Genomic DNA, 23,562 nt, shown 5'->3' on the forward strand with positions numbered 1-23,562 from the left:
GAGTTTTTTGAGCGCAGCGAAAAAAACGAAGGGCCGAGCAGACCTGCGAGCCCCAAAGCGACAACAAGCCCTTTAGGGCGCAGTTCGACGACCGAAGGGAGTAACCGCCGCAGCTCTGCTGCGGAGGCCCCAAAAAAATTTAATCATCATAATAAATAGCAATGCAAAAATTCAGTATTCTAGTTTGTGCCTTTTTATTGTTGGCTCCTTTGGGCTTGCAGGCGCAAAAAAGTTTAAGTTTAGAAGATGCCGTGATGCAACAATGGCGAAAATTTCGGCCAGAGCATTTGAGAGTAGCGCAATGGCGAGAAGACGGCAAGGGCTTTACGCAATCGGGGCCTCGTTATCAGGAAGTGTTTTATTATGAGGGCAAAAAGGCGCCAAAATCTTTGTTTTCGACCAAGGATTTGCAGGCTGCTTTTGGGGAGCAGGTCCCTTATATTGCCAACTTTGGCTATTTGTCTAAGACAGAGATTTTCCTCTCTTTTGGGCAGGCCTATTACCGCTACGACTACAAAAGCAAGAAAGGCAAAAAGTGGGTTTCTTATCCGCAGGAGGCCGCCAATATGGCCTTTCATGAAGAGACTGGCCGTTTGGCTTATACGATAGACAACAATATTTATTTGGCGACGGAGCAGGAGGAAAAAACGGCGGTCACTCGTTTCAACAATCCAGCAATTGTATCGGGCCAAGCCATTGCCCGCAGTGAATTTGGCATCAGCAAGGGCTTGTTTTGGTCGCCAAATGGGCAATATTTGGCCTTCTACCAAAAAGACGAGTCGGAGGTATCCGATTATCCTTTGGTCGATATTAGCAGCACCCCCGCCAAATTGCGCAATATTAAGTATCCGATGGCTGGCCAAGGCAGTGAAAAAGCTCGACTAGGCGTTTTTGATCCAGTATCTGGACAAACCGTTTACCTCAAGATTGAAGGCGATGAAGCCGATCAGTACTTGACCAATTTGGGTTGGGGGCCAAAAAGTGAAAAAATCTATTTGGCGCAGATCAATCGCGACCAAAATGCCATGCGTTTGAACGTTTATGAGGCCAAAACGGGCAAATTTATCAAAACTCTTTTCGAGGAAACGCATGAGCGTTATGTAGAGCCCGAAAAAGCCGTTTGGTTTTTGCCCAACAACCCCAAGGAATTTCTTTGGGCGAGTGAGCGAGATGGATTTACGCATTTGTATCGCTATGAGGCCGAAACAGGCAAATTGCTCAATGCCGTGAGCAAGGGAAATTGGGAAGTAGAAGAAATTTTGGGCCTAGACAGCAGCGGAAAATCTGTTATTTGTATGGGCACCGACCCTTCTGGCCTTAATTTGTATGCCTACAAGCTTGCCCTAAACGGCAAAAAGCAAACGCAACTGACTAAGGAAGAGGGACAGCACCACTGCCAATTGAGTCCCAATGGCAAATGGTTGTTGGATGAATATAGCAACATCAGTACGCCTAATGTCGCTCAATTGATCTCGACCAAAAACGGAAAACTAAAGCAGGAGTTCATCAAGGCCGAAAATCCCTTGAAAGATTATAAGGTAGGCACCACCGAGCTACTCACACTCAAAGCCGCCGATGGTACTGATTTGCAGGCTCGTTTGATTAAGCCCTCTGACTTTGATCCGAAGAAAAAATACCCCGTTATTGTTTATGTCTATGGCGGTCCACATGCCCAAATGGTGACCAATAGTTGGTTGGGCGGCGCTTCGCTCTGGATGCAACAGCAGGCCGAAAAAGGCTATTTGGTCTTTACCCTAGACAATCGCGGTTCGGCAAATCGAGGCTTTGACTTTGAGAGCATCATCCACCGCCAATTGGGCGAAGTGGAAATGCAGGACCAATTGGTTGGGGTGAATTACCTCAAGCAACAAGCCTTTGTAGATGCCGATCGGATGGCGGTGCATGGTTGGAGCTTTGGTGGCTTTATGACCACTTCTTTAATGCTTCGTCAGCCAGGCGTTTTCCGTGTTGGTGTAGCGGGTGGCCCAGTGACCGACTGGAAATTTTATGAGGTGATGTATGGCGAACGCTATATGGATCGTCCAGAACAAAACCCTGAAGGCTATGCCAAAAATCGCCTGCACAATTATGTAGATCAATTGCAGGGCGAGCTCTTATTGATTCATGGCAGTGTAGATGATGTGGTCGTTTTGCAACATAACCACAGCCTTATTCAAGCCTTTGTAGAAGCCGAAAAGCAGGTCGATTACTTTGTTTATCCGGGCCATCCGCATAATGTGCGCGGCAAGGATCGAGTGCATTTGATGCGCAAGGTATTGCAGTATATTGAAGATAAGTTGAACTAGCTTTTGGCGGAAATAAATAGAAAAGAGCGGGCAGATTTGCCCGCTCTTTTTTGGGGGGTTGCCGCCTCTAGGATGGATAGATCTACCTGTAGGTTGAAACCTACAGCAACCAAAGCAGCCACACTAAACGCAATAAAAATGAGCCGAAGGTTGAAACCATCGGCCCATATCATTTATAGCAAACAAGGGCTTTAGCCCGCCAGTTTGCATAGACCCGCAAGCATGGGCTTCAGCCCATGGCCCAAAACAAGTCCACACAAAAAATCAGGGGTAAAAACAATTGCTATGTTTACCGGTTTACCGCCCTGGGCTGAAGCCCAGGGTTGTAGCCTTGAGCGAACTAGCGGACTAAAGTCCTTGTTCGCTTTTTTTTGGGCCCTTTTTATTCACTGAAATAATCAAAAAAGTCTTCAAAAAACAGCATTCTTGCTTTAGGCTGTCCACCAAAAAACTTCATCCCCTCATGAACAAAGTCTAATCCAGGGATAACATATTCTTCTTCCCTATGAGTAGTTTTTCGAATTCCATGCTGATCAAAAAATGCAGTCAGTTTTTCATCCAAATCAAATTGTTCTTGGGTAAAGTATTCAAAGTAACTCTCTGTATCAATCCGTTTATCCCAAGCCTTAGGGTCTGGGTTTTTCACAGTACAATCAAACGTTAGGCGTACTACATCCACTAGTTTAGAAATGACTATAGTCGTACTATAGTTAATCTCTAGTTCCCCATACTTAAAGCTAGGGTGGTTAACATAAGCGCTCACCCTTGGAAGATTGAAGTTATCATAAATTTCGGCTGATGCTCCTAATTCTGCTCTCAATGCATCTATTAGCGGATAAGGCTGCATGACTTTTTCTCGGTATTCCTCCTTAGAAAGCGCCATCACACGATCAATTAAGGGGTAAAAATCATCATCCATATTTCTTACTTTTTTTCAGGTTATTTATTCTCTCCCCTTAAAGAATAATCCTAGCGCTAAGTTCCAATTAACGGCATAAAATAGGACTGCCTAAAATTTTGTGTTTGTCTTTTTTTGGGGCCTGCCGCCTGCGGCGGCCGGGCTGTGTCAGGGCTCGCAGGTCTGCTCGGCCCTGCGCGGGCTACGCCCGCTTGGTCTGCGGCTGCGCCGCCCCCTTTTCCATCCCTAGGCCGGCGGGCCTTCGGCCCTTTTTACGGTAGGTTAAAACCCTCATTAAATTTAGCCCCGCAGATTTGCTGGCCGCGGGCCCCAAATCCTCATCTAGAAAAGGAGAAGGACGGCAGAGAACAGTTTTCAAAGGGCTGCTTTGTCAGTTTGCGGTAAAAAAAGGGAGAAGCCCTCGTTTTTAAGGCGCTTATTTTTAACTTTCGGTTCAGAACAAAATGATAAAAAATGTTTCCATATAATCAAAGTCGGCCCCGCCGCAACAGAAAAAACCCAGCAGTCAGAGCCCATATTCAAGAGCATCATCTTACCGTAGATCGCTTGATGTACCCCCTCTTTTTGGTCCAAGGAGAAGGCATTAAAGAAGAAGTGAGCTCTTTGCCGGGCAACTACCGTTGGAGCTTAGAACTTCTTTTGACAGAAATTGAAAGCTGTATGAATTTGGGCCTACAAAGCTTTGTGCTTTTTCCGGCTGTCCCCGAAGATTTTAAGGATAAAGTGGCCTCTTATAGCTATGCCGAAGAGAATTTTTATCTGCATGCTTTGCGCCGCATCAAAGAGGAGTTTCCAGAAGCCTGTTTGATGACCGACGTGGCCATGGACCCCTATAGCTCTGATGGGCATGATGGTTTGCTAGATGAATTTGGCCAAATTCTAAATGATGAAACCCTGCCTATTTTGAGCAAAATGGCCTTGGCCCAAGCTCAGGCGGGCGTAGATATTATTGGCCCCAGCGATATGATGGATGGCCGTGTAGGGCATATTCGCCAGACCTTAGACCAGGCCGGTTTTGGCCATACCTCCATTATGTCTTATACCGCCAAATATGCCTCTGCTTTTTATGGCCCTTTTAGAGATGCCCTAGACTCTGCCCCAAAAGCTGGAGATAAAAAGACCTACCAGATGAGCCCCGCCAATAGCCGAGAAGCCCTAATTGAAGGCCGATTGGATGCGGCAGAGGGAGCCGATTATTTGATGGTAAAACCCGCCCTGCCTTATCTCGATATTATAGCTTTGCTTAACCAAAACTTTGAGCTGCCCATTGCCGCCTACAATGTGAGCGGCGAATGTGCCATGCTCTCGGCCGCTTGCGAAAAGGGTTGGCTGGATTTTGAAAAGGCCATGCCCGAAATGCTGATGAGCATCCACCGGGCCGGGGCCAAAGTGATTTTGAGTTATTTTGCCAAGGCCTATGCAGAAATGGCCAAGGCTGGAAAAATTAAGTTTTAATGCAACCATTAGCCGAACGCCTGCGCCCCCAAAGCCTAGATGATTATATGGGGCAAGAACATTTGTTGGGCGCAGGCGCCCCGCTTCGCAATATGCTCCAATCGGGCCAGTTGCCCTCCCTTATTCTTTGGGGACCTCCGGGTATTGGCAAAACGACCTTGGCCCGCTTGCTGGCCCAAGAATCTGGCCGAACGCTGCATAGCCTCTCGGCTGTAGATGCTGGCGTAAAAGAACTGCGGGAGCTATTGCAAAGAGCCAAAAAACAAAATCTCTTTCAACAAGGGAAAAGTCCTTTGCTCTTTATTGATGAGATTCACCGCTTTAGCAAATCGCAACAAGATGCTTTGCTCTCTGCTGTAGAGCAGGGGGTGGTTACCCTTTTGGGCGCCACCACCGAAAACCCTTCTTTTGAGGTGATTCGAGCCCTGCGCTCTCGCTGCCAGATCTATCGCCTGCGCCCCCTAACGGCCCAGCAACTACAAAGCATTGCCGAGCAAGCCTTGGCCAAAGATGAATTGCTGCAACAATATAAGGTAGAGATTGTCGATGCTGAGGCCCTGCAACAATATGCTGGCGGAGATGCCCGTAAATTACTCAATATCTTAGAGTTATTGGTCGCTAACCATAGTGACCCCAAGCAGCCTTTGCGCATTACAGCCAATCTATTGGCAGAGGTGCTCCAAGAAAATCTGGCCGCCTACGACAAAAATGGCGACTGGCATTATGCTGTGACCTCGGCCCTCATCAAATCTATTCGCGGCTCGGACCCCAATGCCGCCCTTTATTGGCTGGCGCGGATGTTGGCAGGAGGCGAAGACCTCAAATTTATTGCCCGAAGGTTAATTATTTCGGCTAGTGAGGATATTGGGCTGGCCAACCCCAATGCCATCCTTTTGGCCAATCAATGTTTTGAGGCTGTGGATCGCATTGGCTATCCCGAATCTCGGATTATTCTCTCGCAAACGGTAATTTATTTGGCCTGTTCGCCCAAAAGCAATTCCGCTTATCAGGCCATTAACAAGGCGATGGAACTGGTCCAAAAAACGGGACAGCTAGAGGTGCCATTGGCCCTTCGAAACCCTCGCTCTCAGGAGGATCGACAAGAGGGTTTTGGCGATGGCTATCTTTATTCGCATGCTTATCCTGGCCATTTTGTGGAGCAAGAATTTATGCCCGAAGCCCTGCAGGGGCACAAACTTTATGAGCCCGCTCAAAACGCTCAAGAGCATAAGTTTAAACAAAAACTCGATCAGTATTGGAAAAAATATCGCTAATTCTCTTACTGCTGCTCCCCTTTGGCCTCTTGGCCCAAAAGCTAGAATTTGAAAAGCGCTGTCGCTACGACAAGCTCCCTCCCGCTATGCAAGAAAGTCTGCAAGCACTCTATGGGCAGCTGCCCAAAAGGGCCAAATTTTACCAAGAGTACCAAAAGGAAAGCTATAGTTATGAGGCCAAATTTCGCTATCGGGGCCATTGCCATAGTGTGGAGTATAATGCGCAGGGCCAACTAGAAGATATTGAGGTTCGCCAGAAGTGGAAAAAGCTGGCGCCAGAGCTTAGGCAGCAGATGGAGCAAGCGCTAGAACAGCAATTTAAGCGTTATCGCATTCGCAAGCTACAGCTGCAACTGACTGGCCCAGAAAAAAATTTAGCCCAGCAATTGCAGGCTAAAAAACCGCTTATTCCCTCTGCTTATGAACTCATCATCAAGGGAAATGATGGCCAAAGATGGCAGCTTTGGGAGTTTCTATTTACGACAGAGGGCCAAATTCTTCGGCAAGAGCAGTTGATAGAAGCCAGTAGTTGGCAATTAGATTATTAGTATTTTTGGGGGCCCGCGGCCGGCTAGGCTTCGCCTAGGTCGGCCGCCGCTATGCTTCGGGGCTCGCTGTTCGCTCGGCCCTTCGTTTTTTTTCGCTTTGCTCAAAAAACTCGGTCTGGCCTTCGGCCACCCCTGCGCAGCGCTGGGCCAGAGAAGCCCATCCAATTTCTTTCTCTATGCGATATTTCCTTTTCTTTCTTCTCTTTAATAGTGGGTTACTTTATGCTCAAGAATTTAAGCAAGAGCAGGGTATTTTGTCTGAACTTCTGTTGCGTTATGGCCATAACAAGCAATGGCGAAGCAGCTTCAAGTTAGAGCATTTTGCTCAGTTTCCGCCTTTGGTGCATAGTAGTTTTAATGCCCAATACTTTCTCGATTACAAAACGAATAGGGGCTTTAAACTAGCTTGGGGTTATCGTTTGGCTCAGGATGCGGGGCAAGCCATCAGTCATCGTTTTATTCAGCAATTGGCTTGGGGGCAGAAATTATCGGTAGGGCAATTGGGTCATCGTTTTCGTTTGGAGGGCAACTGGGGGGCGCAGCGGCGGCCCGAATATCGCTTGCGTTATCGGCTATCGTTAGAACGGCCCTTAATGGGCCAAAAAATTGATGCAAAAGAGCTATATTGGCAGGCCTCAGAAGAGCTTTTGCCTGGCTGGCGGCCTCAGGGCGGGCAATATGAAAACCGCTTGGCCATTTCCTTGGGGTATCGATCGGCAGGGGCTTGGCGTTTACTGCTTGGAATAGAGCAGCGGCTTCGTTTTCGGCCTAGGGCGCTACGGCAGCAAATTTGGGGAAAGGTTTATTACATCTACGCTATTAACTAAGACTATGCAACTCTTTTATTGTCCAAACATTCAGGGGCAACAAGCCATACTAGAAGAAGATGAATTTCGTCATGCTTGCAAGACCTTACGCAAAAAAGAGGGGGACCAGCTTCATCTTTTTGATGGGCGGGGGCATTATTATTTGGCCCAAATTGCCAAAACGAGCAAGCGAGAAGCCCTTTTAGACATATTGGAGCAAGAAGAGCGGCCCTTGCCTTGGTCCTTTTCTTTACATTTGGCTTTGGCGCCTACCAAAAACATGGATCGTATGGAGTGGTTGGTAGAAAAGGCTGTAGAAGTGGGCGTAAATAAGATTAGTTTATTCTTGAGTCAGCAATCCGAGCGCAAAAAAGTTCGTTTGGATCGTTTGCAGCGGATTGCTCTTTCGGCGGCTAAGCAATCGCATAAATGGGTATTGCCAGAATGGGGCGAGCTAGAGAAATTTTCTGATTTTTTGCCTCAGCAAAAAGCACAGCATCGTTTTATAGCACACTGTCATTCAACAGATTTACCTTTGCTCAAAGCGGCTTGTCCAAAAACAATTGGGCCTAAGGAAGAAATTTTAATTTTATTGGGGCCAGAGGGCGATTTCTCTTGGCCAGAAGTAGAACTAGCGGAGGCCGCTGGTTTTCGGTCGGTGAGTTTGGGGCATAGTCGTTTGCGCACCGAAACGGCGGCCCTTTATGCCTGCCAGGGTATTCAGTGGGAGTTGGCTCAATAAATAGGGGGCGAAGCCCCCTTGGCCCGCAGGGCCAGTGGCCCAGCGCTGCGCAGCCGTGGCCGCAGGCCAGACCCAAGCCGCCTGCGGCGGCTGCAGGGCCGAGCGAACAGCGAGCGGCGGAGCCTAGCGGCGGCCGCCCCGCTAATTAGGGCGGCCGCGGGCCCCAAAAAAACAAAGTTTTAAAATTGAGGCGAGATTCCTTAAAATTTGAAAAAAGCCTTAGTTTTGGGCATTTGAGACAAAGCAGATGGCAAAGCCCCTATGGAATTTAGCGAGAAAACAATAGTCATTTTATCTCCCAAAGCCTGGGGCGTAGACTCTCCGGCAAGGCAACTTTATGCGCGTTTTTTAGCTCGTAGGGGGAATCAGGTATATTTTGTCAATCCACCATCTCAATTTAATTCGGTGACGCCACAGAGCGAGGAAGAGAATTTGTTTGTGGTAGATTATCGGTTGCCCAAGCCTATTTTTGGCTTGTGGGGGACCTCCTCTGAGCTTAGTCAGGCCAAGCGAATTTTAAAGCTAATAGCTAAGCCCATTGATTTGCTTTTCAGTTTTCATTGTTGTGCTTTTGGCGATCTTTCTATTTTTGAGGCGGAAAAGTCGATTTTTTATTTGGAGGAATGGCAAGAAAAGGCGGAACATGCGCAGGCTATTATGCGGACTGCGGATTTGGTTTTGGCGCTTTCTAGCCCGCTTTTGGCCTCTTTGCCTGAGGGCAAGGCCAAAAAAATGCAATTTGAGCATGCCTTGCATCCGGCCTTTATTACGGCAGAAAAGCGTTCGGAGCGGATTCGGTCCAATACGCAGTTTACGACGGGGCGTTTGCGTTGTGGTTATGTGGGGAATTTGCAAAATGAATTTATTGCCACAGAGCTATTTCAGCAACTTATACGGCAGCATCCTACTGTAGAATTTCATATGATTGGGCCATTTGTGAAGAACAGCAACTTGGCCTTAGAGGGCAACAAAACTTGGGAGGACCCCTTTGTGGAGTATTTGATGGGCTCGCCCAATGTGCGTATGTATGGTAGTTTGATGCGAAAGCGCATGACGGAATTGGCCCAAACCATGGATCTTTTTTTGGTTTGTTATGATAGTGAGCAATTTGCGGATAAGGTGGCCAATCCACAGAAAGTATTAGAATATTTGAGCACGGGAAATTTGGTAGTGGCTAGTCCCACGGCAGACTATCAAGATCGGCAAGACCTTTTGGTCATGGCAGAAAAGATGGAAGATTTGCCCGAGCGCTTTGCCCAAAGTTTGAAGAAAGTAGAGCAATTGAATAAGCCCGTCTTAAAGGCCAAGCGTTTGGCCTTTGCTCAGCAATTTCAGTATGAGCAACAGCTAGATAAGATTGCCAAATTTTTAGATTAAGCCTTATTTATGTCAGCTCCCTGCCCATTGGTGGCGATCATTATGCCCGCTTATAATGCGGAGAAATATATTGCCACAGCCATTCAGTCTGTATTGGACCAAAGTCATGCTAATTGGCAATTGCGGATTGTGAATGATGGTAGTCGAGACATGACCGAAGAGGTTGTTCTTCAATTTGACGACCCTCGAATTGTTTATTTCAGGCAAGAAAACCAAGGCGTTAGTGCGGCCCGAAATTTGGCCCTAAAAGATATGCAGGCCGATTTTTTCTGTTTTTTGGATGCCGATGATGCCCTGCCGCCCAATAGTTTGGCGGATCGTTTGGCGCTTTTTGCCCAAGATGAGCAACTTTCTTTTGTAGATGGGCGGATCTTGGTGCAAGATGAGCAGCTAGAGCAGACAATTCGAGAAGTGCAGCCCAATTGGAAGGGCAACCCTTTGATCGATTTGGTTCGTTTGGGGGGGCAATCTTTTTTTGGTCCAAGTTGGATGGTTCGCTGCCAACCAGCAAAAAGCTACCAACTCAAAATGGGCATGACCCATGCTGAGGACCTTCTATTTTATATTCAGCTAGCAGCAGAAGGCGGGCAATATGCAGCCGTTCAGACTCCCGTTTTGCGTTATCGGCAAGGAAATGCTTCTGCAATGAGCAACCTCAAAGGCTTAGAAATGGGCTATTGGGAGTTATTGGCAGAGGTAAAAAAGCTAAAAGCCGTTCCGATGCTTCATATTCGCTACCTCAAAAAGCGAATTTTGCGCATCATGTTTTTATCTTACCTTCGAGCAAAACAATTTTCGGCCCTAGGCCCAGTTTTACAACGATACTTTAAAGCATGATTCTATTTTATATCTCTTATTGGGGCGTCAAAGAGGGCCTGACCGTATCTACTGTTTATCCTCATTTGAAAATATTGGCCCAAAGAGAAGATGTAACGGCTATTCACTTTTTTACGGTAGAACGAGCAGAAGACCAGAAATTTAAGGACGAGCTGCCGCCTATTCCAAAAACCAGCCACTACCCTATTTTTTCTAAAAATATGGGGCTGCATTTACTGACCAAAGCCGCTGATTGGTGGCGAATACAGTCCACTATTCTAGCCACTGCCAAAGAACAAAAGCCCGACTTTTTAATTTGCCGCTCTTCTATGGCTAGCGGTATCGGTCATTTGGTGAAAGAGAAACTAGGCATCCCTTATATGGTAGAATCTTTTGAGCCCCATGCCGACTATATGGTCGAATCAGGCGTTTGGGCGCCCAATGGCATCAAAACCCAGTTTCAAAGAAAGAAAGAAGCCCAAACCAAAGCTACAGCCGACGCAATTGTTGGGGTGAGCTACAACTACCAGCGGCAACTCATTGAACAAGAAGGCATTTCAGCCAATAAAGTCTATACCGTTCCTTGTACGGTCCCTTTAGATCGCTTTGCTTTTGATGAAAATAAAAGAGCCGAAACTAGGGCCAAACTAGGGCTATCGGAAGATACTGTTATTGGGCTCTATTTAGGGAAATTTGGTGACAACTACTATGATGAGGAAGCCTTTCGGATCTTTAAGGCTGCCGCCGATTACTATCAAGGTCGCTTTTTCCTTTGCCTATTGAGTCCAGCCCCCAAAGCTGAGGTAAGCGAGAAACTAGCGGCCCTCAACTTCCCCAAAGATCAATATTTTCATAGCTTGGTGGCCCATACAGAAGTGCCCAATTATCTATCTGCCGCAGATTTTGCATTTTCCTTGGTCAAACCCACTCCCTCTCGCCCTTTCTGTTCTCCCATCAAAAATGGAGAATATTGGGCCGCAGGTCTTCCTATTCTCGTCTCTCTAAATGTGGGAGATGATTCCGATATTATCCAAAAAGAACAAAAAGGGGGAATTATCATTAACTTAGAAGCTCCCCAGCCCAATTATCAAGATTATTTTGAAGCTTTAGCCCCTTTATTGGCTAAGCGCGAAGAGGCTGCCGAATTGGCCCAAAAATACCGCTCGCCGGTCCAAGTCGCAGAAGTCTATGATCAGATTATTCGCAAATTATCGCTATGATTAACGTAACCAAACCTTTTTTGGCCCCTCAGGCCGAATATGAAGCCTACCTTTCTGGTATCTGGCAAAGAGGCTGGCTCACTAATAATGGTCCTTTGGTCAATGAACTAGAGTCCGAGCTTAAAAACTATTTGCAATTGCCCCATTTGTACTTTTTAAGCAATGGAACAATTGCCCTACAAATTGCCATCAAGGCCCTAGATCTGCAAGGCGAGATTCTGACCACGCCCTTTTCTTATGTGGCCACAACTAGCAGTATCGTTTGGGAGAACTGCCGGGCCGTTTTTGTCGATATTGATGCCGAAACGCTCAATATTGACCCCAATTTATTGGAACAGCATATTGGTCCAAATACTTCGGCTATTTTGGCCACCCATGTCTATGGCAATCCCTGCGATATTGACGCCATTCAAAAAATTGCCGATAAACATAACCTAAAGGTTATTTATGATGCCGCTCACTGCTTTGGTAGCGAGTATAAGGGCCAATCGGTCTTCGCTTTTGGCGATGTGAGTACTTGTAGCTTTCATGCCACCAAGCTCTTTCATACCATTGAAGGAGGGGCCCTGATGAGCCCTTCCGAAGAAATTGCGCAGCGCCTTGGCTATATGCGCAACTTTGGCCATGATGGTCCAGAAAGCTTTGCGGAAGTGGGTATCAATGGCAAAAACTCTGAGTTTCATGCCGCTATGGGCTTGGTCAATCTCAAACATATTAGCCGCATTCGCCAATCTCGTTTGGACCAAAAAGCCTATTATGATAAGGCCCTCAAAGGCCTTCCTCTTAGCCAACCCAAAATTCTGGCCCAAGCTCAACCCAATTATTCTTATTATCCCATCATTTTTGAGACAGAAGAAGCCCTGCTCCAAACAGTCAAAGCCCTAAATAGCCACTGGATTTACCCCCGCCGCTATTTTTATCCCGCCCTCAATTCCCTAAATTATGTGGACCAACAAAGCTGTCCTATTGCCGAGGATTTCTCGAAAAGGGTGCTTTGCCTGCCCATGTATGTAGAGCTTTCTGAGGCCGAAATGAAGCTGATTAGCAATGTGATTTGTCAATCTATAAAGTAGACCTATGATTATTATGGGGGCTGGAGGGCATGCACTCGAAATCCTAGAGCTGGCCGCCCAAAATGGGCAGTTGGAGGGCCTTTGCTTTTTTGACAATACCCGCAAGGCGCCCTCTTGGGTCTATGATCGCTTTCCCGTTTTCTACCAAGAGGAGCAGCTGCGGGCGCATTTTGCCCAAGACCCAAATTTTGTTTTGGGGGTGGGTAGTCCTAAAGTACGCCGTATTTTGGCCCAAATTGGCCGAGCCGCAGGCGGGCAGCTCCAAAGCATTCAGGCCCAAGATGTCTATATTGGCCAGTTTGATAACCAATTGGCCCAGGGCCTCAATCTGATGCAGGGCGTTTGGATTAGCAATTCGGTGCGCATTGAGGAGGGCGCCCTGATTAACGCGGGGGCGCAGCTGCATCATGAGGTGAACCTGGGGGCTTATACGGAGATTTCGCCTAAGGCCCTACTTTTGGGGGCGGTCCAAATTGGCCAAAATTGCCGAATTGGGGCCCATGCGACGATTCTGCCAGGCATCAAAATTGCCGATGAGGTGGTGGTTGGCGCTGGGGCGCTGGTCCATAAAAATTTGCCCAAAGGGGTAACGGCTGTTGGCGTTCCGGCCAAAATTATTAAGGGAGCTACTGTTTTTTAGGGGCATCCCGCAGCCCTATTGTTTGGGGCTGCGGGCGCTAGGTTGCACAGCTCGCTGTTCGCTCGGCCCTGCAGCGGCTTTGCCGCTTTGGTCTGGCCTTCGGCCACTGCTCCACAGCGCTATGCCGTTCGGCCTACGGCCGGGCGGGCTCCGCCCGCCATTGGACCAGAGTCCTCGGCCAGCCAGCCCGAGGGATTCCGTAAGGAATCCCGTGGAGGGGTGGGTGGGCGGGGACATATAGACGAATGAGGAGCGCAGCGAGGAATACCGCTTTTGGATCTAGTATGGCAGGGCCTAGCGCTGGTAGGCAGTGGCCGCAGGCCAGACCGAGCCAGCGAAGCTGGCGAAGGGCCGAGCGAACAGCGAGCTGCCGAACATAGCGGCCACCAAAGGTGGCAGGCCCCTAAATCATCCTAAACAAAAAGAAATGAGAATTTTAGTTTTTATGCTCTTGCTTTGCAGTAACCTGCAAGCGCAATATTATGGCCGCCATATTCCAGTAGCCAGCCAACTCATTTTACCTCCAGAAGAATTTGGAGAAGGCCCCTATCCCCTTTTGGTCATGCTGCCCTTTACGAGCGGCAATGCCCGCTATATGTTTGAGGCCTATGCCAAAGCTGCGGGCAGCGAAAAAAGCGATTCGGACCAAGAAAAACTGGCCAGCATTATTGCCGCCCTGCCCGCCCCCGGCGAACAAGCCCAGCCCTTTGCCCTTATGTTGCCTGCAGGAAAAGGCAGCCGCAGAGATCACTCTTGGCGAGGATTTAAGGCCTGTTTTGAACGCTATGAAAGTCGTTTGGAAAAAGACATTAAGCGCAATTTGGGCCGCTACCCTATTGACAGCCAACGCATTTACCTGACGGGCGTCTCTTTGGGCGGCGATTTGAGTTGGGCCATTTCTCAACGGCAGCCCCAGCGCTACCAAGGCGCCTTGGTGATGGGCAGCCGTTGTAGCTACCCCACCACCGCCCCAACCCTAAGGCTTTTTAAGGAAAAAGACTATCGCTTTTTTATGACCATGGGCATGCAAGAAGCGCCCGACCGCCTCAATGGGATGCGTTATGCCCGCCGTTTGCTTGATAGTGCGGGCGTGGACCATATTTATAAGGAAATGCCCGAGCTGCGGCACAACAAAGCCGAACTCTGGCTATTTTTGGAGGGATTGCGCTATCTTTTGGCCCCAAAAGCTACTAGCCAATTGGTCCAAAAAGAACAAGCCCTGCCCTTAGATAAAATAGTAGGAACTTGGTCTAATGGCGAAATTGAACAGAGCCAATTTGTGGCCGAAGAAAAAAGTCAGATTAGCAAAGGCGATGAACTCTTTGTGGTACAAGAAGAAACTTTTTTAGAAAATCAAAGCCTAAAAATAGAGCGCTTATCCGAGCAATCGGTCCGTTTAAAACTACCTAATTTACCGGCCATAGATGCCTATTTGGCCTGGGGGGAGCTAGAAGGAGAAGCGGCCATAGAACTACGGATTCCGGAGCAGCGCAAAGGCCAATACTACTATCGGGGCAGTAATTTGGGCCTAGAATACGAGCAAGCAGCGGGTTATATCAAACTAGATGGAGAGTTTCCGCACATTAGCTTTAGTGTAGAGCAATTTGTTGGGCGATCGGCCAAGGGCTTTGAGCGCTATTCCTTTTTTTTATTGCTAGAATAGATGTAGTTTTGAGGCCACAAAACTACGATGCATTATGTCTACAACATGGTTTGCCGATTGGTTTGACTCGGCCTATTATCACTTACTATACAATAACAGAAACGAAGCTGAAGCGCAGGAATTCATGCGTAATCTTTTGGCGCATTTGAACTTAGAGAAAGGGAGTCGCCTATTAGATTTGGCCTGTGGCAAGGGCCGTCATTCTATTTATTTGCATAGCCAAGGCTATGAAGTTTTGGGCGTAGATTTGGCTCCAGAAAGCATTGCCGCCGCCAATGAGCAGGCCCAAGAAGGCCTCAGCTTTGCCGTGCACGATATGCGGGAGACTTTAAATATGGGCCAATTTGATGCGGTGCTCAATCTCTTTACCAGCTTTGGCTACTTTGAAAGTGAAGAAGAGCATCTGCAAACCCTAAAAGAGGTCCGAAACATGCTGCCCAAAGATGGCTTTTTTGTGATGGACTTTATGAATGCACATAAAGTTATTCAAAATCTTGTTTTGGCCGAAGAGAAGCAAGTAGGAGATGTTCTTTTTCATCTTCGTCGCTATGTAGAAAACGGCTACATTGTTAAGGATATTCGCTTTGAGGCCGAGGGACAAAACTTTAACTTTCAGGAGCGGGTACGTGGCTTTTTGTTGGCCGATTTGCAAGCTCTTTTTGCTCAGGCGGGACTAGAAATTGTAGCCCAATTTGGCAACTATCAACTGGCTCCTTTTGCCGAAGAAAGCGCTAATCGTTTGATCTTAATTGCTAAAGCATGCTAGCCGAACTCATTGCTTGGGACCAACAGCTATTTACGACCATAAATGGGGGCTGGCACAGCCCCTTTTTGGACCAAATTTTTCCAATTTGGCGAGAAAAAACGACTTGGATTCCCTTATATATTCTCATCTTAGCCAGCCTCATCTATAAGCGCAAAAGCAAAGTTTGGCAGCCCCTTTTGCTCTTGGGGCTAGGCCTGCTCCTCTTTGATACCTTCAGTAGCCAATTGCTCAAAAAGAATGTAATGCGCTTGCGGCCCTGCCGCACGGCCAGCCTAGAAGAAGAACTGCATTTACTGGTAACCTGCGGCAGCGGCTACAGCTTTACCTCCTCTCATGCAACCAATCATTTTGGCTTGGCCTATCTCTTTGCCCAACTTCTTTCTACGGATTACAAAGCCTATAAAACCTACTTTTGGATCGGCTTTTTGCTTTGGGCCTTTAGCATTGCCTATGGGCAGCTCTATGTGGGCGTTCACTTCCCCTTAGACCTCCTTTGTGGCGCTTTTTTGGGCCTGAGTTTATCGGCGGTATTGTATTGGGGGTATAAGCGTTTGGGTTGGGGTTGAGTTATCTCTCACTTTAAATAAATTGACTATCTTTATCATAAAAATGAGCTATGATTTTTCCTAGAACTGTAGATAACCGCTTTAGCAATTACTTAGAAGCTAGCCTTTTCCAAACATTTAGTGAATTGGGCGAACACTACAGTGTTTTTTATAAAGTTTGGTTACAAGATTCAAAAACAGAAAATAGTAGTGGATCATCTGTGATGTCTTTTATCCTCTTAGATAAGAGAGCGGGAATCATTATATTAGACATAAATCAAGGAGGAATTATTAACACTAATTTCCAAAATATAGAACCACTGCTAAAGGAAGAACTTCTTCAGCAACTCCCCTCAAAGAAAATTCCCCCCATAAAAATTTTTTCTTTTTCTAAAAATGATGAAGCTGCAATAAGCAAATTAGTCCAAGAGCTGCTAAACCCCTTAGCTGAAGAAGCTCAACTAATTGATGCCGAGGACTTTTCTATCTTAGAGCAGTTTTTTAAAGTTAAAAGCGCATTTTACGCCTATCCCATCCAGTTAGAATCATTGCGATTTGAAAATTATAAAGGAATAAAAAAAATTGCCTTAAATGGGCTTCCTAAAGAAGCTTCTTGGTTTTTTATAACGGGTGAAAATGGCTTTGGAAAAACCTCTTTTCTTCAAGCTCTTGCTGTTTCACTAGATGGTAAACTCCCCAAAAGTGAGCTTCAAAGAGAACGCTTTGAGGAATCCCCTTCACCTCTTCAAGCAAATCTTTGGACGATTATTCATAAAAACGAAGTTACAGCTTGTCCCCCATTTTTTGTCTTCAGTAAGGGACAGTCAGATACTAGCTACCACAGCGTTCTAGCTTATGGTGCATCTCGTTTAGATATTGATAAAGACCCCAATCCTCAAAGGCATGCGAGCAACCCTATTGAGAGCTTGTTTAATAGTCAATATGTAATGAGAAATATTGAAGACAAACTCTTAGAATGGAATCTCTTAGACCGCGAGCGTTTTGAGAAAACTAAACAAATACTAGAGGAGCTACTACCTGCCATAAAAATTGAAATCGTAGCTAAGAAATCGATTTGGTACAAAGAAAAAGCTCCAGAAGAAAGCTATTTTGAGGCCGTTAGTTTTGATGAACTAGCCGCAGGTTATCGCAGTTTGTTGGCGCTTTTTGGGGATATGATTATCAGGTTATATGAACGTCAACCCAATGTTATTGACCCCAAAGAGTTTGTTGGCCTTATCATTATCGATGAAATTGCCCTGCATTGGCATCCAAAGTGGCAAAGAAAGCTGCCTACAATACTAAGTCAGCTTTTTCCCAAATTGATTTTTGTAGTATCCACTCATAGCCCTATACCTCTTTTAGGCGCTCCTAAGAATAGTGTCATCCTTACGCTTAACCGAACTCAAAAAGATGGAATCACGGTAAGGCGCTTAGAGAGACTAGAACAAGAGCTCCCAAAACTACTTCCCAACCTCATCCTAAGCTCTGATATTTTCAATATGGATGATTTGGCTCCAATCAGTGCACAACAAGAGGAAATCCTTAATTTCAGTGCATCTATGCAAGACAAAAATGCTAGAGAACAAGCTAAAGAGCATTTAAAAGCACTATTCAAAGAATTAGAAGAGGAAGAAGACTAACCTCCTATGCCCTAAAGCACAATAATAGTATCTGATGATTCCTGTCCAAAAAAAACCTCTTTCGATTCCAGCCAAACTAAGCTCGGAAAGTTGCCTCAATAATAGACGGCAAATTATTGGTCCACCTATAAATAAAGGTAAAATTAGTGCCTACTACTATGGTGATACTTCTGTAAAGGAAAAGTTGAACGAACTCTATTATAATAAATGTGCTTACTGTGAAAGTTTATTGGACGGTTTTGATGTAGAACACTATCGTCCTAAAAAAGGAGTTACTGAAAATACTACTCACCCAGGTTACTACTGGCTAGCTTATGAATGGACCAATTTACTCCCCGCTTGCATAAGTTGCAATCAAAGACAAAAAGGGAATCATTTCCCAGTGAATAACAGCCATAAAACAATTCCCTCCTGTAACCATCTCAGCGAAATTATTGAGTCAGACCAAAAATTAAACGAACTCTACCTTAGCCAAGAAGTGCCCCTTTTACTACATCCAGAAGAGCAAAACTTTGATCCCTTTGACTATTTTGATTTTAATCTTGAGACAGCAGCAATAATAGTCAAAAAAGATCTAAGTAAAACAGACTTAAAATATAAACGGGCCGATGCTACAATAAAAATAATAGGACTTGATAGAGACTACCTAAAGACTCGACGAGCCAACATTATAATAGCATTATCCAATGAATTCTTGTTCCATTTATCCCAATTGGCAACAGGAAAAATCCAACTGCCCGATCTACAAACTATCTTTTATCGCCTCTTAGCTAAACTAGAAAGCAATTCTCAAGTAAATAACGAATATGCTTTCTTCTGGCAGTATTTAAAGACAAATGCCCTATATCTAATCAACTTATCAGTTAATAATTTTATTCCTGACCCAAGGTTTCAAAACCTACTTATTCGACGCTTTCAGAAATGACTTGAGGAATACTCTTAGCAATGAAACTCGGCATGCAACTGTATAATTCTTCTTCCTTTTTTGGGGCCTCCCGCCTATGGCGGGCGCTACGTTGCGGGGCTCGCTATTCGCTCGGCCCTGCGCGGGCTTTGCCCGCTGGCTCTGCGGCTACGCCGCCCCCCTGCACATCGCTAGGCCAAAAGAAAATAGGCCTAAACGGCCTAGAAAAGCAGGCGCTTTGCGCCCTTTTTGCGCTATTACTGCCTAGCGGTTTATTGGCCCAAATAATGAGCGATTCGGTGGAAACTGTGGCGGTCTCGGCCCAACAAAAAAATGAACAAACGCCCTTTAGCAAAAAGGAGTTTTCTACCCTAGAACTAGAACAAGAAAGTAGCCGAAGCCTCTCCAATTTATTGCAAAAAGAAACGGGTATACATATCCGCTCCTATGGACCAGGACAACTGGCCACCCTCTCTAGCCGCGGAAGCGGCCCAGAACAAAACCTCCTGCGCTGGGAGGGCTTCAATTTGGCCAACCCCATGCTGGGCCAAAGCGACCTCAATCTCATTCCCCTCTTTTTTATCGATCAACTAAGTTGGCAGGCAGGAGCCGGCGGCTTGAGTGTTCCCCAACCTTTGGGCGGCAGCTTACTCATGCGTAGCAAATCGCCTTCTATAAAAGGCTGGCAAGCGGGATTTGGAAGTAGTTTAGGCAGTTTTAGCCGACAGCAACAGCAATTTCTCTTGGCCTTTGCCAAAAATAATTGGCGACAATCCCTCCGCTTATTGGTCCAATCTGCCGTAAATGATTATCCCTACCAAGATCTACAAGCTTTTGGTTTCCCCAAGCCCTGGAAAAAAAGAGAACAGGCCGAAACTGCTCGTCAAGCCGCCCTTTATACTTTAGATGCCCCTCTTTTTAAGGGCCAACTGGGCCTAAGAAGCTGGCTACAAAAGGACCTGCAAGAGCTGCCGCCTACGCTTTTGCAGGCCCAGCAAGCGAGCAGCGAAGTACAAAATACCTTGAGCTGGCGAAATAGCCTGAGCTGGAAAAAAAGCTTTAGCCGCTCTGTTTTTCAGGCGCGCTTGGGCTACCTCTATCAGGATATGACCTATATCCGCAATTTGAATAGTGAAGAGCATCTAACACAAGCTGTTTTTATTCAGGCCCAACAGTTTTTTGCCTTAAAAAATGGCGCTTTGCTCATTAATGGACGCTGGGGAAGAAACCAGGTCCAAAGCAGTAGTTATCTAGACATAAAAAAGGAGCAGCAAAGTCGTTTATCTATAGGCCTTAGACAGGCTGTCTTTGGCGCCCAACTAGAAGGGCAATTCTCCTTGGCCCATCGGTCTAATTTGGGTGTTTTTCCTGCGGGGCATTTGAGTTTTAGAAAAATTTGGGCTGCGGGACTGGGCCTAGAAGTCAGTTTGCAGCACTCCATTCGCTTCCCCACCCTAAATGATCGCTTTTGGCCCTTGGTGGGTCAAGAAGAGCTAGCGGTAGAGCAAGGCTGGCAAGAAGAAGTAAACTTCTTTTGGCAACACAAAATATGGGGCTTACATCAGCTCAGTTTTTTTAATCAGGAAGTTGAGAATTGGATTTTATGGCTACCCAACCCCAACACGGCCTTATGGGAGCCCCAGAACTTAGCTGCAGTTTGGGCCAGAGGCGCTAGTTGGAGCAGCGAAAAAAGCTTTAATTTGAAGAAGTTGGGCCAATTGCAATTGCAAATTGGCGCCAACTACAACCGCATTAGTCGGCATAAGAGTCCTTCTACAGATTTGCGCGATAAACAATTGGAATATCGGCCCATTTTTTCGGCCAATTTTGGGCTCAATTACCAATATAAAGCTTGGCGTTTGGGCTACCATCATCTTTGGGATAGTCCCCGCTATTTAGATGCCTTGAATGAAGAGGCGCTGGCCGCTTATCAGTTGGGCCAAATTCAGTTGGCATGGAGGGGCAAAATGGCCCAATATCCTATTCGGCTGCAGTTGCAAGTACATAATCTTTGGGGAGCAGAATATCAGTTGGTTTCTGCTCGGCCCCTGCCCTTGCAACAATGGGAACTGAGCCTGTTTTTTGGCGCCCAATAAAAGGGAAGAACTACCCTGCGGTGGGCAGGCGAGCGCAGCGAGCCGCAGGCCTAGCGATGTGCAGGGGTGGCCGTAGGCCAGACCGAAGTGCGCAGCACTGAAGGGCCGAGCAGGCCTGCGAGCCCCGAAACGACAACAAGAACTTTAGTTCGTAGTTCGACGACCAAAGGGAGTAACCGCCGACGAGCGAAGCGAGGCAGGAGGCCCCAAAAAAATAAAAAAACGGCCTATTGGGGAACAGAAAACTTATTTAGCCTTGTTCTAATTTTGAATTGTTTAAAAGCCCTAATTTATGATGGATAAGAAAAGAGAATAATATATCTTTGTGGCCCCAATTTTGATGGAGGAATTTAAGTTTTCCCCTGATCACTAAAGTCTTATAAAACTAAACCGCTATGAAAAAACTACTTTTGTTCCTTTTTGCCCTAGGCCTATTTGCGGCTTGTCAGTCTAATGTAGACCGCAAAGATTTGAGTTCTTCTGTGGTCAATACGCAGGAGATGGATAAAACCAGAGCTGGGCAGCAGAAAAAAGTAAAGGCCAAGGCTTACTATTACCCCTCTTTGGTTGCCTTTGAAAAGGGAGAAAGCCAGAAAGATTTGAGCTTGACGGCCCTATCAAAGATCAATGAAATGGAGCAAAAAGAGTACAATTATGTTGTACTTTATGATGCGGCTACTTCTTGGGCCGAAATTTTCAATACTGGAGATTATAGCCAAACGGGTGATGAGCAATTTAATGAGCTTTTGGCGAGTCACAATTTGCTTATTGTTCAGCAATTTGAGGTGGATGATATGAGTGAAGGCTTGGTTTTGGCGCCTAATATGGCGGTAGATTCTCCGGTAGAAGTAGCTAGAGAGCTCTCTCTTATTCAAGATGTTATGATGGTACAGCTCAAAGAAGTACCTGCAGAAGATCAGATGACGGCCTCTAAATAGAGAACATATAACAGTCTGTTAAAGTATACAAGCTAGTGTCCCTAATTGGGCGCTAGCTTTTTTTTTCTGCCTGCTGTTGTATCTTGCTAAGAAATCAGTCAAGGGAAAATGAATTTGGCTAGAAGCGAACAATTATGATACAAGTCGATCCAGAAATACTAGAGGCAATATATACTCAGAAAGATGAACATCTTTTGGAGCTTTCGCAAAAGCAGCCTGTTTTGCTTATTTTTTTACGTCATTTTGGTTGTACATTTTGCAAGCAAACGATGTCAGACCTATCTAAGGTGCGGGCAGAAATTGAGGGGCAGGGCATTTTGCCTATTATTATCCATATGGCGCAAGAGGAGCTAGCCACAAAACGCCTCCGTAATTTTAAACTGCCTAATATTGGTCATGTTTCGGACCCCGATTTAAGTTTGTATGCTTATTTTGGTTTGAAGAAAGGGACCTTTAGTCAGTTGTATGGACTAAAAGTTTTTGTGGGCGGCATGAAGGCTTTGTCCGAGGGCTTTAGTTTGCCCAGCATTAGTAAAGAGTATGGAAATATTAGCCAGATGCCTGGTGTTTTTATTTTGGAAGCGGGGGAAATCAAATTGGCCTTTATACATAGCTTTGCTGCAGAAAGAGCCAATTACCTAGAAATTGTTGCCGAATATTTGGCCCTAAAAGAAAATTAAGCAAATAAGCTAAATCGCTAATTAACAAGTACTTAAAAACAAGGACAAGAAGAAGGAAATATATTATCGCCTATAAATCAGGGCTTTGGGAACTTGAAAAAGCTCGTCGTAGTTTAAGTGATTGTGTTTCAATAAAAAACGAAAGCACATGATTATTATGACAGCGGCTTAGGTCGCCCAAAATCCTATTCTAATGAATTGGCGAAAACTAAACGGAAGTCGAATTTTGCTCCCTATTAAGGAAGCCGTCGACAAAACCCTAGCAAAAGAACTGGCCGAGGGCCATGACGTAAAGGTTTGCATTGGAACAGACTCGCAGGTGCGAGGCAAGCAAATCAGTTTTGCAACGGTGATTGTTTTTCTGCGTAAGGGCAAGGGTGGTTTTATGTACATTAAGCCAGAGCTGCAAACTGGGCAAATGAGCATTCGAGAGCGAATGATTACAGAGGTAGCCAAATCGGTTGCGGTGGCTTATGAATTGACTGACATCTTTGCGGCCCATGGGGTGCAACTGGAAGTTCATGCAGACATCAGCACAGATAGCAATTTTAAATCTAATGTGGCCCTAAAAGAAGCCATGGGATATATTCGAGGTATGGGCTATGAATTTAAAGCCAAACCTCATGCTTTTGCCAGCTCAAGCTGTGCGGATAAAGTCGTTTAAATGATAAACGCCTAGCCAAATTGGCTAGGCGTTTTTTTTTGTTTTAAAAGCCCTGATATTTTTCTAATTTTTCGGCTGCCTCCTTGGGCAGGCGCACTAACTTTTTGGCCTGATAATCATAACAAAGCAAAGCCGTTTTGATGCGGGCCATTTCCTGTTGATCTTCGGGCCGCAAAAAGCGATAGTGCAAATCAAAACCGAGGCTATAAATATCACCTACGGCAATTTGAATAATAATTTCTTGGCCCCAAAAACCTTCGGCTAAAAACATTTGGGCCGCATCAGACATAATGAGATCTTCTCCAGCAAAATTGGTTTCTTTATAGCCCAATAGGGCAAAAAAACGCATCCTCGCCTCATGGGCCAGGGTTAGAAAACGGTCATTAGACAAATGATTGCCGTAATTTAAATCATTGACGCGAATAGAAAGAGGAGTTTCAAAGGGATAGCGCTTGGCTAGGGGTAATTTGACACGCATAAACAAAAT

General features: G+C 46.0%; 22 protein-coding genes. 20 read left to right on the top strand and 2 right to left on the bottom strand.

Annotated features, from left to right (window positions below; translation table 11 throughout):
* Positions 1-161: 161 nt before the first annotated feature.
* The gene (locus SAPGRDRAFT_RS18830; RefSeq protein ID WP_002661049.1) at positions 162-2,306 is read left to right on the top strand and encodes a S9 family peptidase; all 2,145 of its coding nucleotides are present in this window, start codon (positions 162-164) and stop codon (positions 2,304-2,306) included.
* A gap of 382 nt (positions 2,307-2,688) precedes the next feature.
* Here SAPGRDRAFT_RS18830 and SAPGRDRAFT_RS18835 read toward each other — a convergent pair whose 3' ends face one another.
* Positions 2,689-3,225, bottom strand: coding sequence for a hypothetical protein (locus SAPGRDRAFT_RS18835; protein ID WP_002661050.1), 537 nt, complete (start codon positions 3,223-3,225; stop codon positions 2,689-2,691).
* A 453-nt stretch (positions 3,226-3,678) separates the two neighbouring features.
* Between SAPGRDRAFT_RS18835 and hemB the strand changes: the two genes are divergently transcribed.
* The 19 genes from hemB (at position 3,679) to SAPGRDRAFT_RS18930 (ending at position 23,075) form a co-directional block, all read left to right on the top strand.
* Positions 3,679-4,680, top strand: coding sequence for a porphobilinogen synthase (gene hemB / locus SAPGRDRAFT_RS18840; RefSeq protein ID WP_002661051.1), 1,002 nt, complete (start codon positions 3,679-3,681; stop codon positions 4,678-4,680).
* Entirely contained in the window at positions 4,680-5,954 is a 1,275-nt protein-coding gene (locus SAPGRDRAFT_RS18845) for a replication-associated recombination protein A (RefSeq protein ID WP_002661053.1), read from the top strand. The genes hemB and SAPGRDRAFT_RS18845 overlap by 1 nt, the downstream gene beginning before the upstream one ends.
* The gene (locus SAPGRDRAFT_RS18850) at positions 5,936-6,502 is read left to right on the top strand and encodes a hypothetical protein (RefSeq protein WP_002661054.1); all 567 of its coding nucleotides are present in this window, start codon (positions 5,936-5,938) and stop codon (positions 6,500-6,502) included. The genes SAPGRDRAFT_RS18845 and SAPGRDRAFT_RS18850 overlap by 19 nt, the downstream gene beginning before the upstream one ends.
* 176 nt (positions 6,503-6,678) lie before the next feature.
* Positions 6,679-7,329: a DUF2490 domain-containing protein gene (locus SAPGRDRAFT_RS18855; protein ID WP_002661056.1), complete on the top strand. Its 651-nt coding sequence runs from the start codon at positions 6,679-6,681 to the stop codon at positions 7,327-7,329.
* A 4-nt stretch (positions 7,330-7,333) separates the two neighbouring features.
* Positions 7,334-8,050 (top strand): RsmE family RNA methyltransferase, encoded by a 717-nt coding sequence (locus SAPGRDRAFT_RS18860; protein WP_002661057.1) that lies wholly within the window; start codon positions 7,334-7,336, stop codon positions 8,048-8,050.
* 261 nt (positions 8,051-8,311) lie between these two features.
* Positions 8,312-9,427 (top strand): glycosyltransferase, encoded by a 1,116-nt coding sequence (locus SAPGRDRAFT_RS18865; RefSeq protein WP_002661058.1) that lies wholly within the window; start codon positions 8,312-8,314, stop codon positions 9,425-9,427.
* Positions 9,428-9,436: 9 nt separating this feature from the next.
* On the top strand, positions 9,437-10,264 hold the full coding sequence (locus SAPGRDRAFT_RS18870) for a glycosyltransferase family A protein (protein WP_002661060.1): 828 nt from the start codon (positions 9,437-9,439) through the stop codon (positions 10,262-10,264).
* Entirely contained in the window at positions 10,261-11,463 is a 1,203-nt protein-coding gene (locus SAPGRDRAFT_RS18875) for a glycosyltransferase (protein WP_002661061.1), read from the top strand. The genes SAPGRDRAFT_RS18870 and SAPGRDRAFT_RS18875 overlap by 4 nt, the downstream gene beginning before the upstream one ends.
* Complete coding sequence (locus SAPGRDRAFT_RS18880; RefSeq protein WP_002661063.1) at positions 11,460-12,536, top strand: DegT/DnrJ/EryC1/StrS family aminotransferase; 1,077 nt, start codon at positions 11,460-11,462, stop codon at positions 12,534-12,536. The genes SAPGRDRAFT_RS18875 and SAPGRDRAFT_RS18880 overlap by 4 nt, the downstream gene beginning before the upstream one ends.
* Before the next feature lie 4 nt (positions 12,537-12,540).
* A complete protein-coding gene (locus SAPGRDRAFT_RS18885) occupies positions 12,541-13,176 on the top strand; it encodes a NeuD/PglB/VioB family sugar acetyltransferase (protein ID WP_002661065.1) in 636 nt (211 codons plus the stop codon).
* Between the two features lie 427 nt (positions 13,177-13,603).
* Positions 13,604-14,839, top strand: a complete 1,236-nt coding sequence (locus SAPGRDRAFT_RS18890) for a hypothetical protein (protein ID WP_002661066.1) — start codon at positions 13,604-13,606, stop codon at positions 14,837-14,839.
* A 34-nt stretch (positions 14,840-14,873) separates the two neighbouring features.
* Positions 14,874-15,605: an SAM-dependent methyltransferase gene (locus SAPGRDRAFT_RS18895; protein WP_002661067.1), complete on the top strand. Its 732-nt coding sequence runs from the start codon at positions 14,874-14,876 to the stop codon at positions 15,603-15,605.
* A complete protein-coding gene (locus SAPGRDRAFT_RS18900) occupies positions 15,599-16,171 on the top strand; it encodes a phosphatase PAP2 family protein (RefSeq protein WP_002661068.1) in 573 nt (190 codons plus the stop codon). The genes SAPGRDRAFT_RS18895 and SAPGRDRAFT_RS18900 overlap by 7 nt, the downstream gene beginning before the upstream one ends.
* 50 nt (positions 16,172-16,221) lie before the next feature.
* Positions 16,222-17,793 (top strand): AAA family ATPase, encoded by a 1,572-nt coding sequence (locus SAPGRDRAFT_RS18905; RefSeq protein ID WP_002661069.1) that lies wholly within the window; start codon positions 16,222-16,224, stop codon positions 17,791-17,793.
* Between the two features lie 34 nt (positions 17,794-17,827).
* Positions 17,828-18,718 carry a hypothetical protein gene (locus tag SAPGRDRAFT_RS19965; RefSeq protein WP_002661070.1) on the top strand — a complete coding sequence of 297 codons (891 nt, stop codon included), beginning with the start codon at positions 17,828-17,830 and terminating at the stop codon, positions 18,716-18,718.
* A gap of 266 nt (positions 18,719-18,984) precedes the next feature.
* Positions 18,985-20,793, top strand: coding sequence for a TonB-dependent receptor plug domain-containing protein (locus SAPGRDRAFT_RS18915; protein WP_253271377.1), 1,809 nt, complete (start codon positions 18,985-18,987; stop codon positions 20,791-20,793).
* A gap of 395 nt (positions 20,794-21,188) precedes the next feature.
* A complete protein-coding gene (locus SAPGRDRAFT_RS18920; RefSeq protein ID WP_002661074.1) occupies positions 21,189-21,731 on the top strand; it encodes a hypothetical protein in 543 nt (180 codons plus the stop codon).
* 134 nt (positions 21,732-21,865) lie between these two features.
* Positions 21,866-22,411, top strand: coding sequence for a SelL-related redox protein (locus SAPGRDRAFT_RS18925; protein WP_002661077.1), 546 nt, complete (start codon positions 21,866-21,868; stop codon positions 22,409-22,411).
* Between the two features lie 193 nt (positions 22,412-22,604).
* Positions 22,605-23,075 (top strand): ribonuclease H-like YkuK family protein, encoded by a 471-nt coding sequence (locus tag SAPGRDRAFT_RS18930; protein WP_002661078.1) that lies wholly within the window; start codon positions 22,605-22,607, stop codon positions 23,073-23,075.
* Between the two features lie 43 nt (positions 23,076-23,118).
* Here the strand turns inward: SAPGRDRAFT_RS18930 and SAPGRDRAFT_RS18935 are convergent, their stop codons facing one another.
* Positions 23,119-23,553 carry an acyl-CoA thioesterase gene (locus SAPGRDRAFT_RS18935; protein WP_002661080.1) on the bottom strand — a complete coding sequence of 145 codons (435 nt, stop codon included), beginning with the start codon at positions 23,551-23,553 and terminating at the stop codon, positions 23,119-23,121.
* Positions 23,554-23,562: the final 9 nt, after the last annotated feature.

Origin of the sequence: Saprospira grandis DSM 2844 (genome assembly GCF_000275825.1) — a bacterium.
GTDB classification, from domain to species: domain Bacteria; phylum Bacteroidota; class Bacteroidia; order Chitinophagales; family Saprospiraceae; genus Saprospira; species Saprospira grandis_A.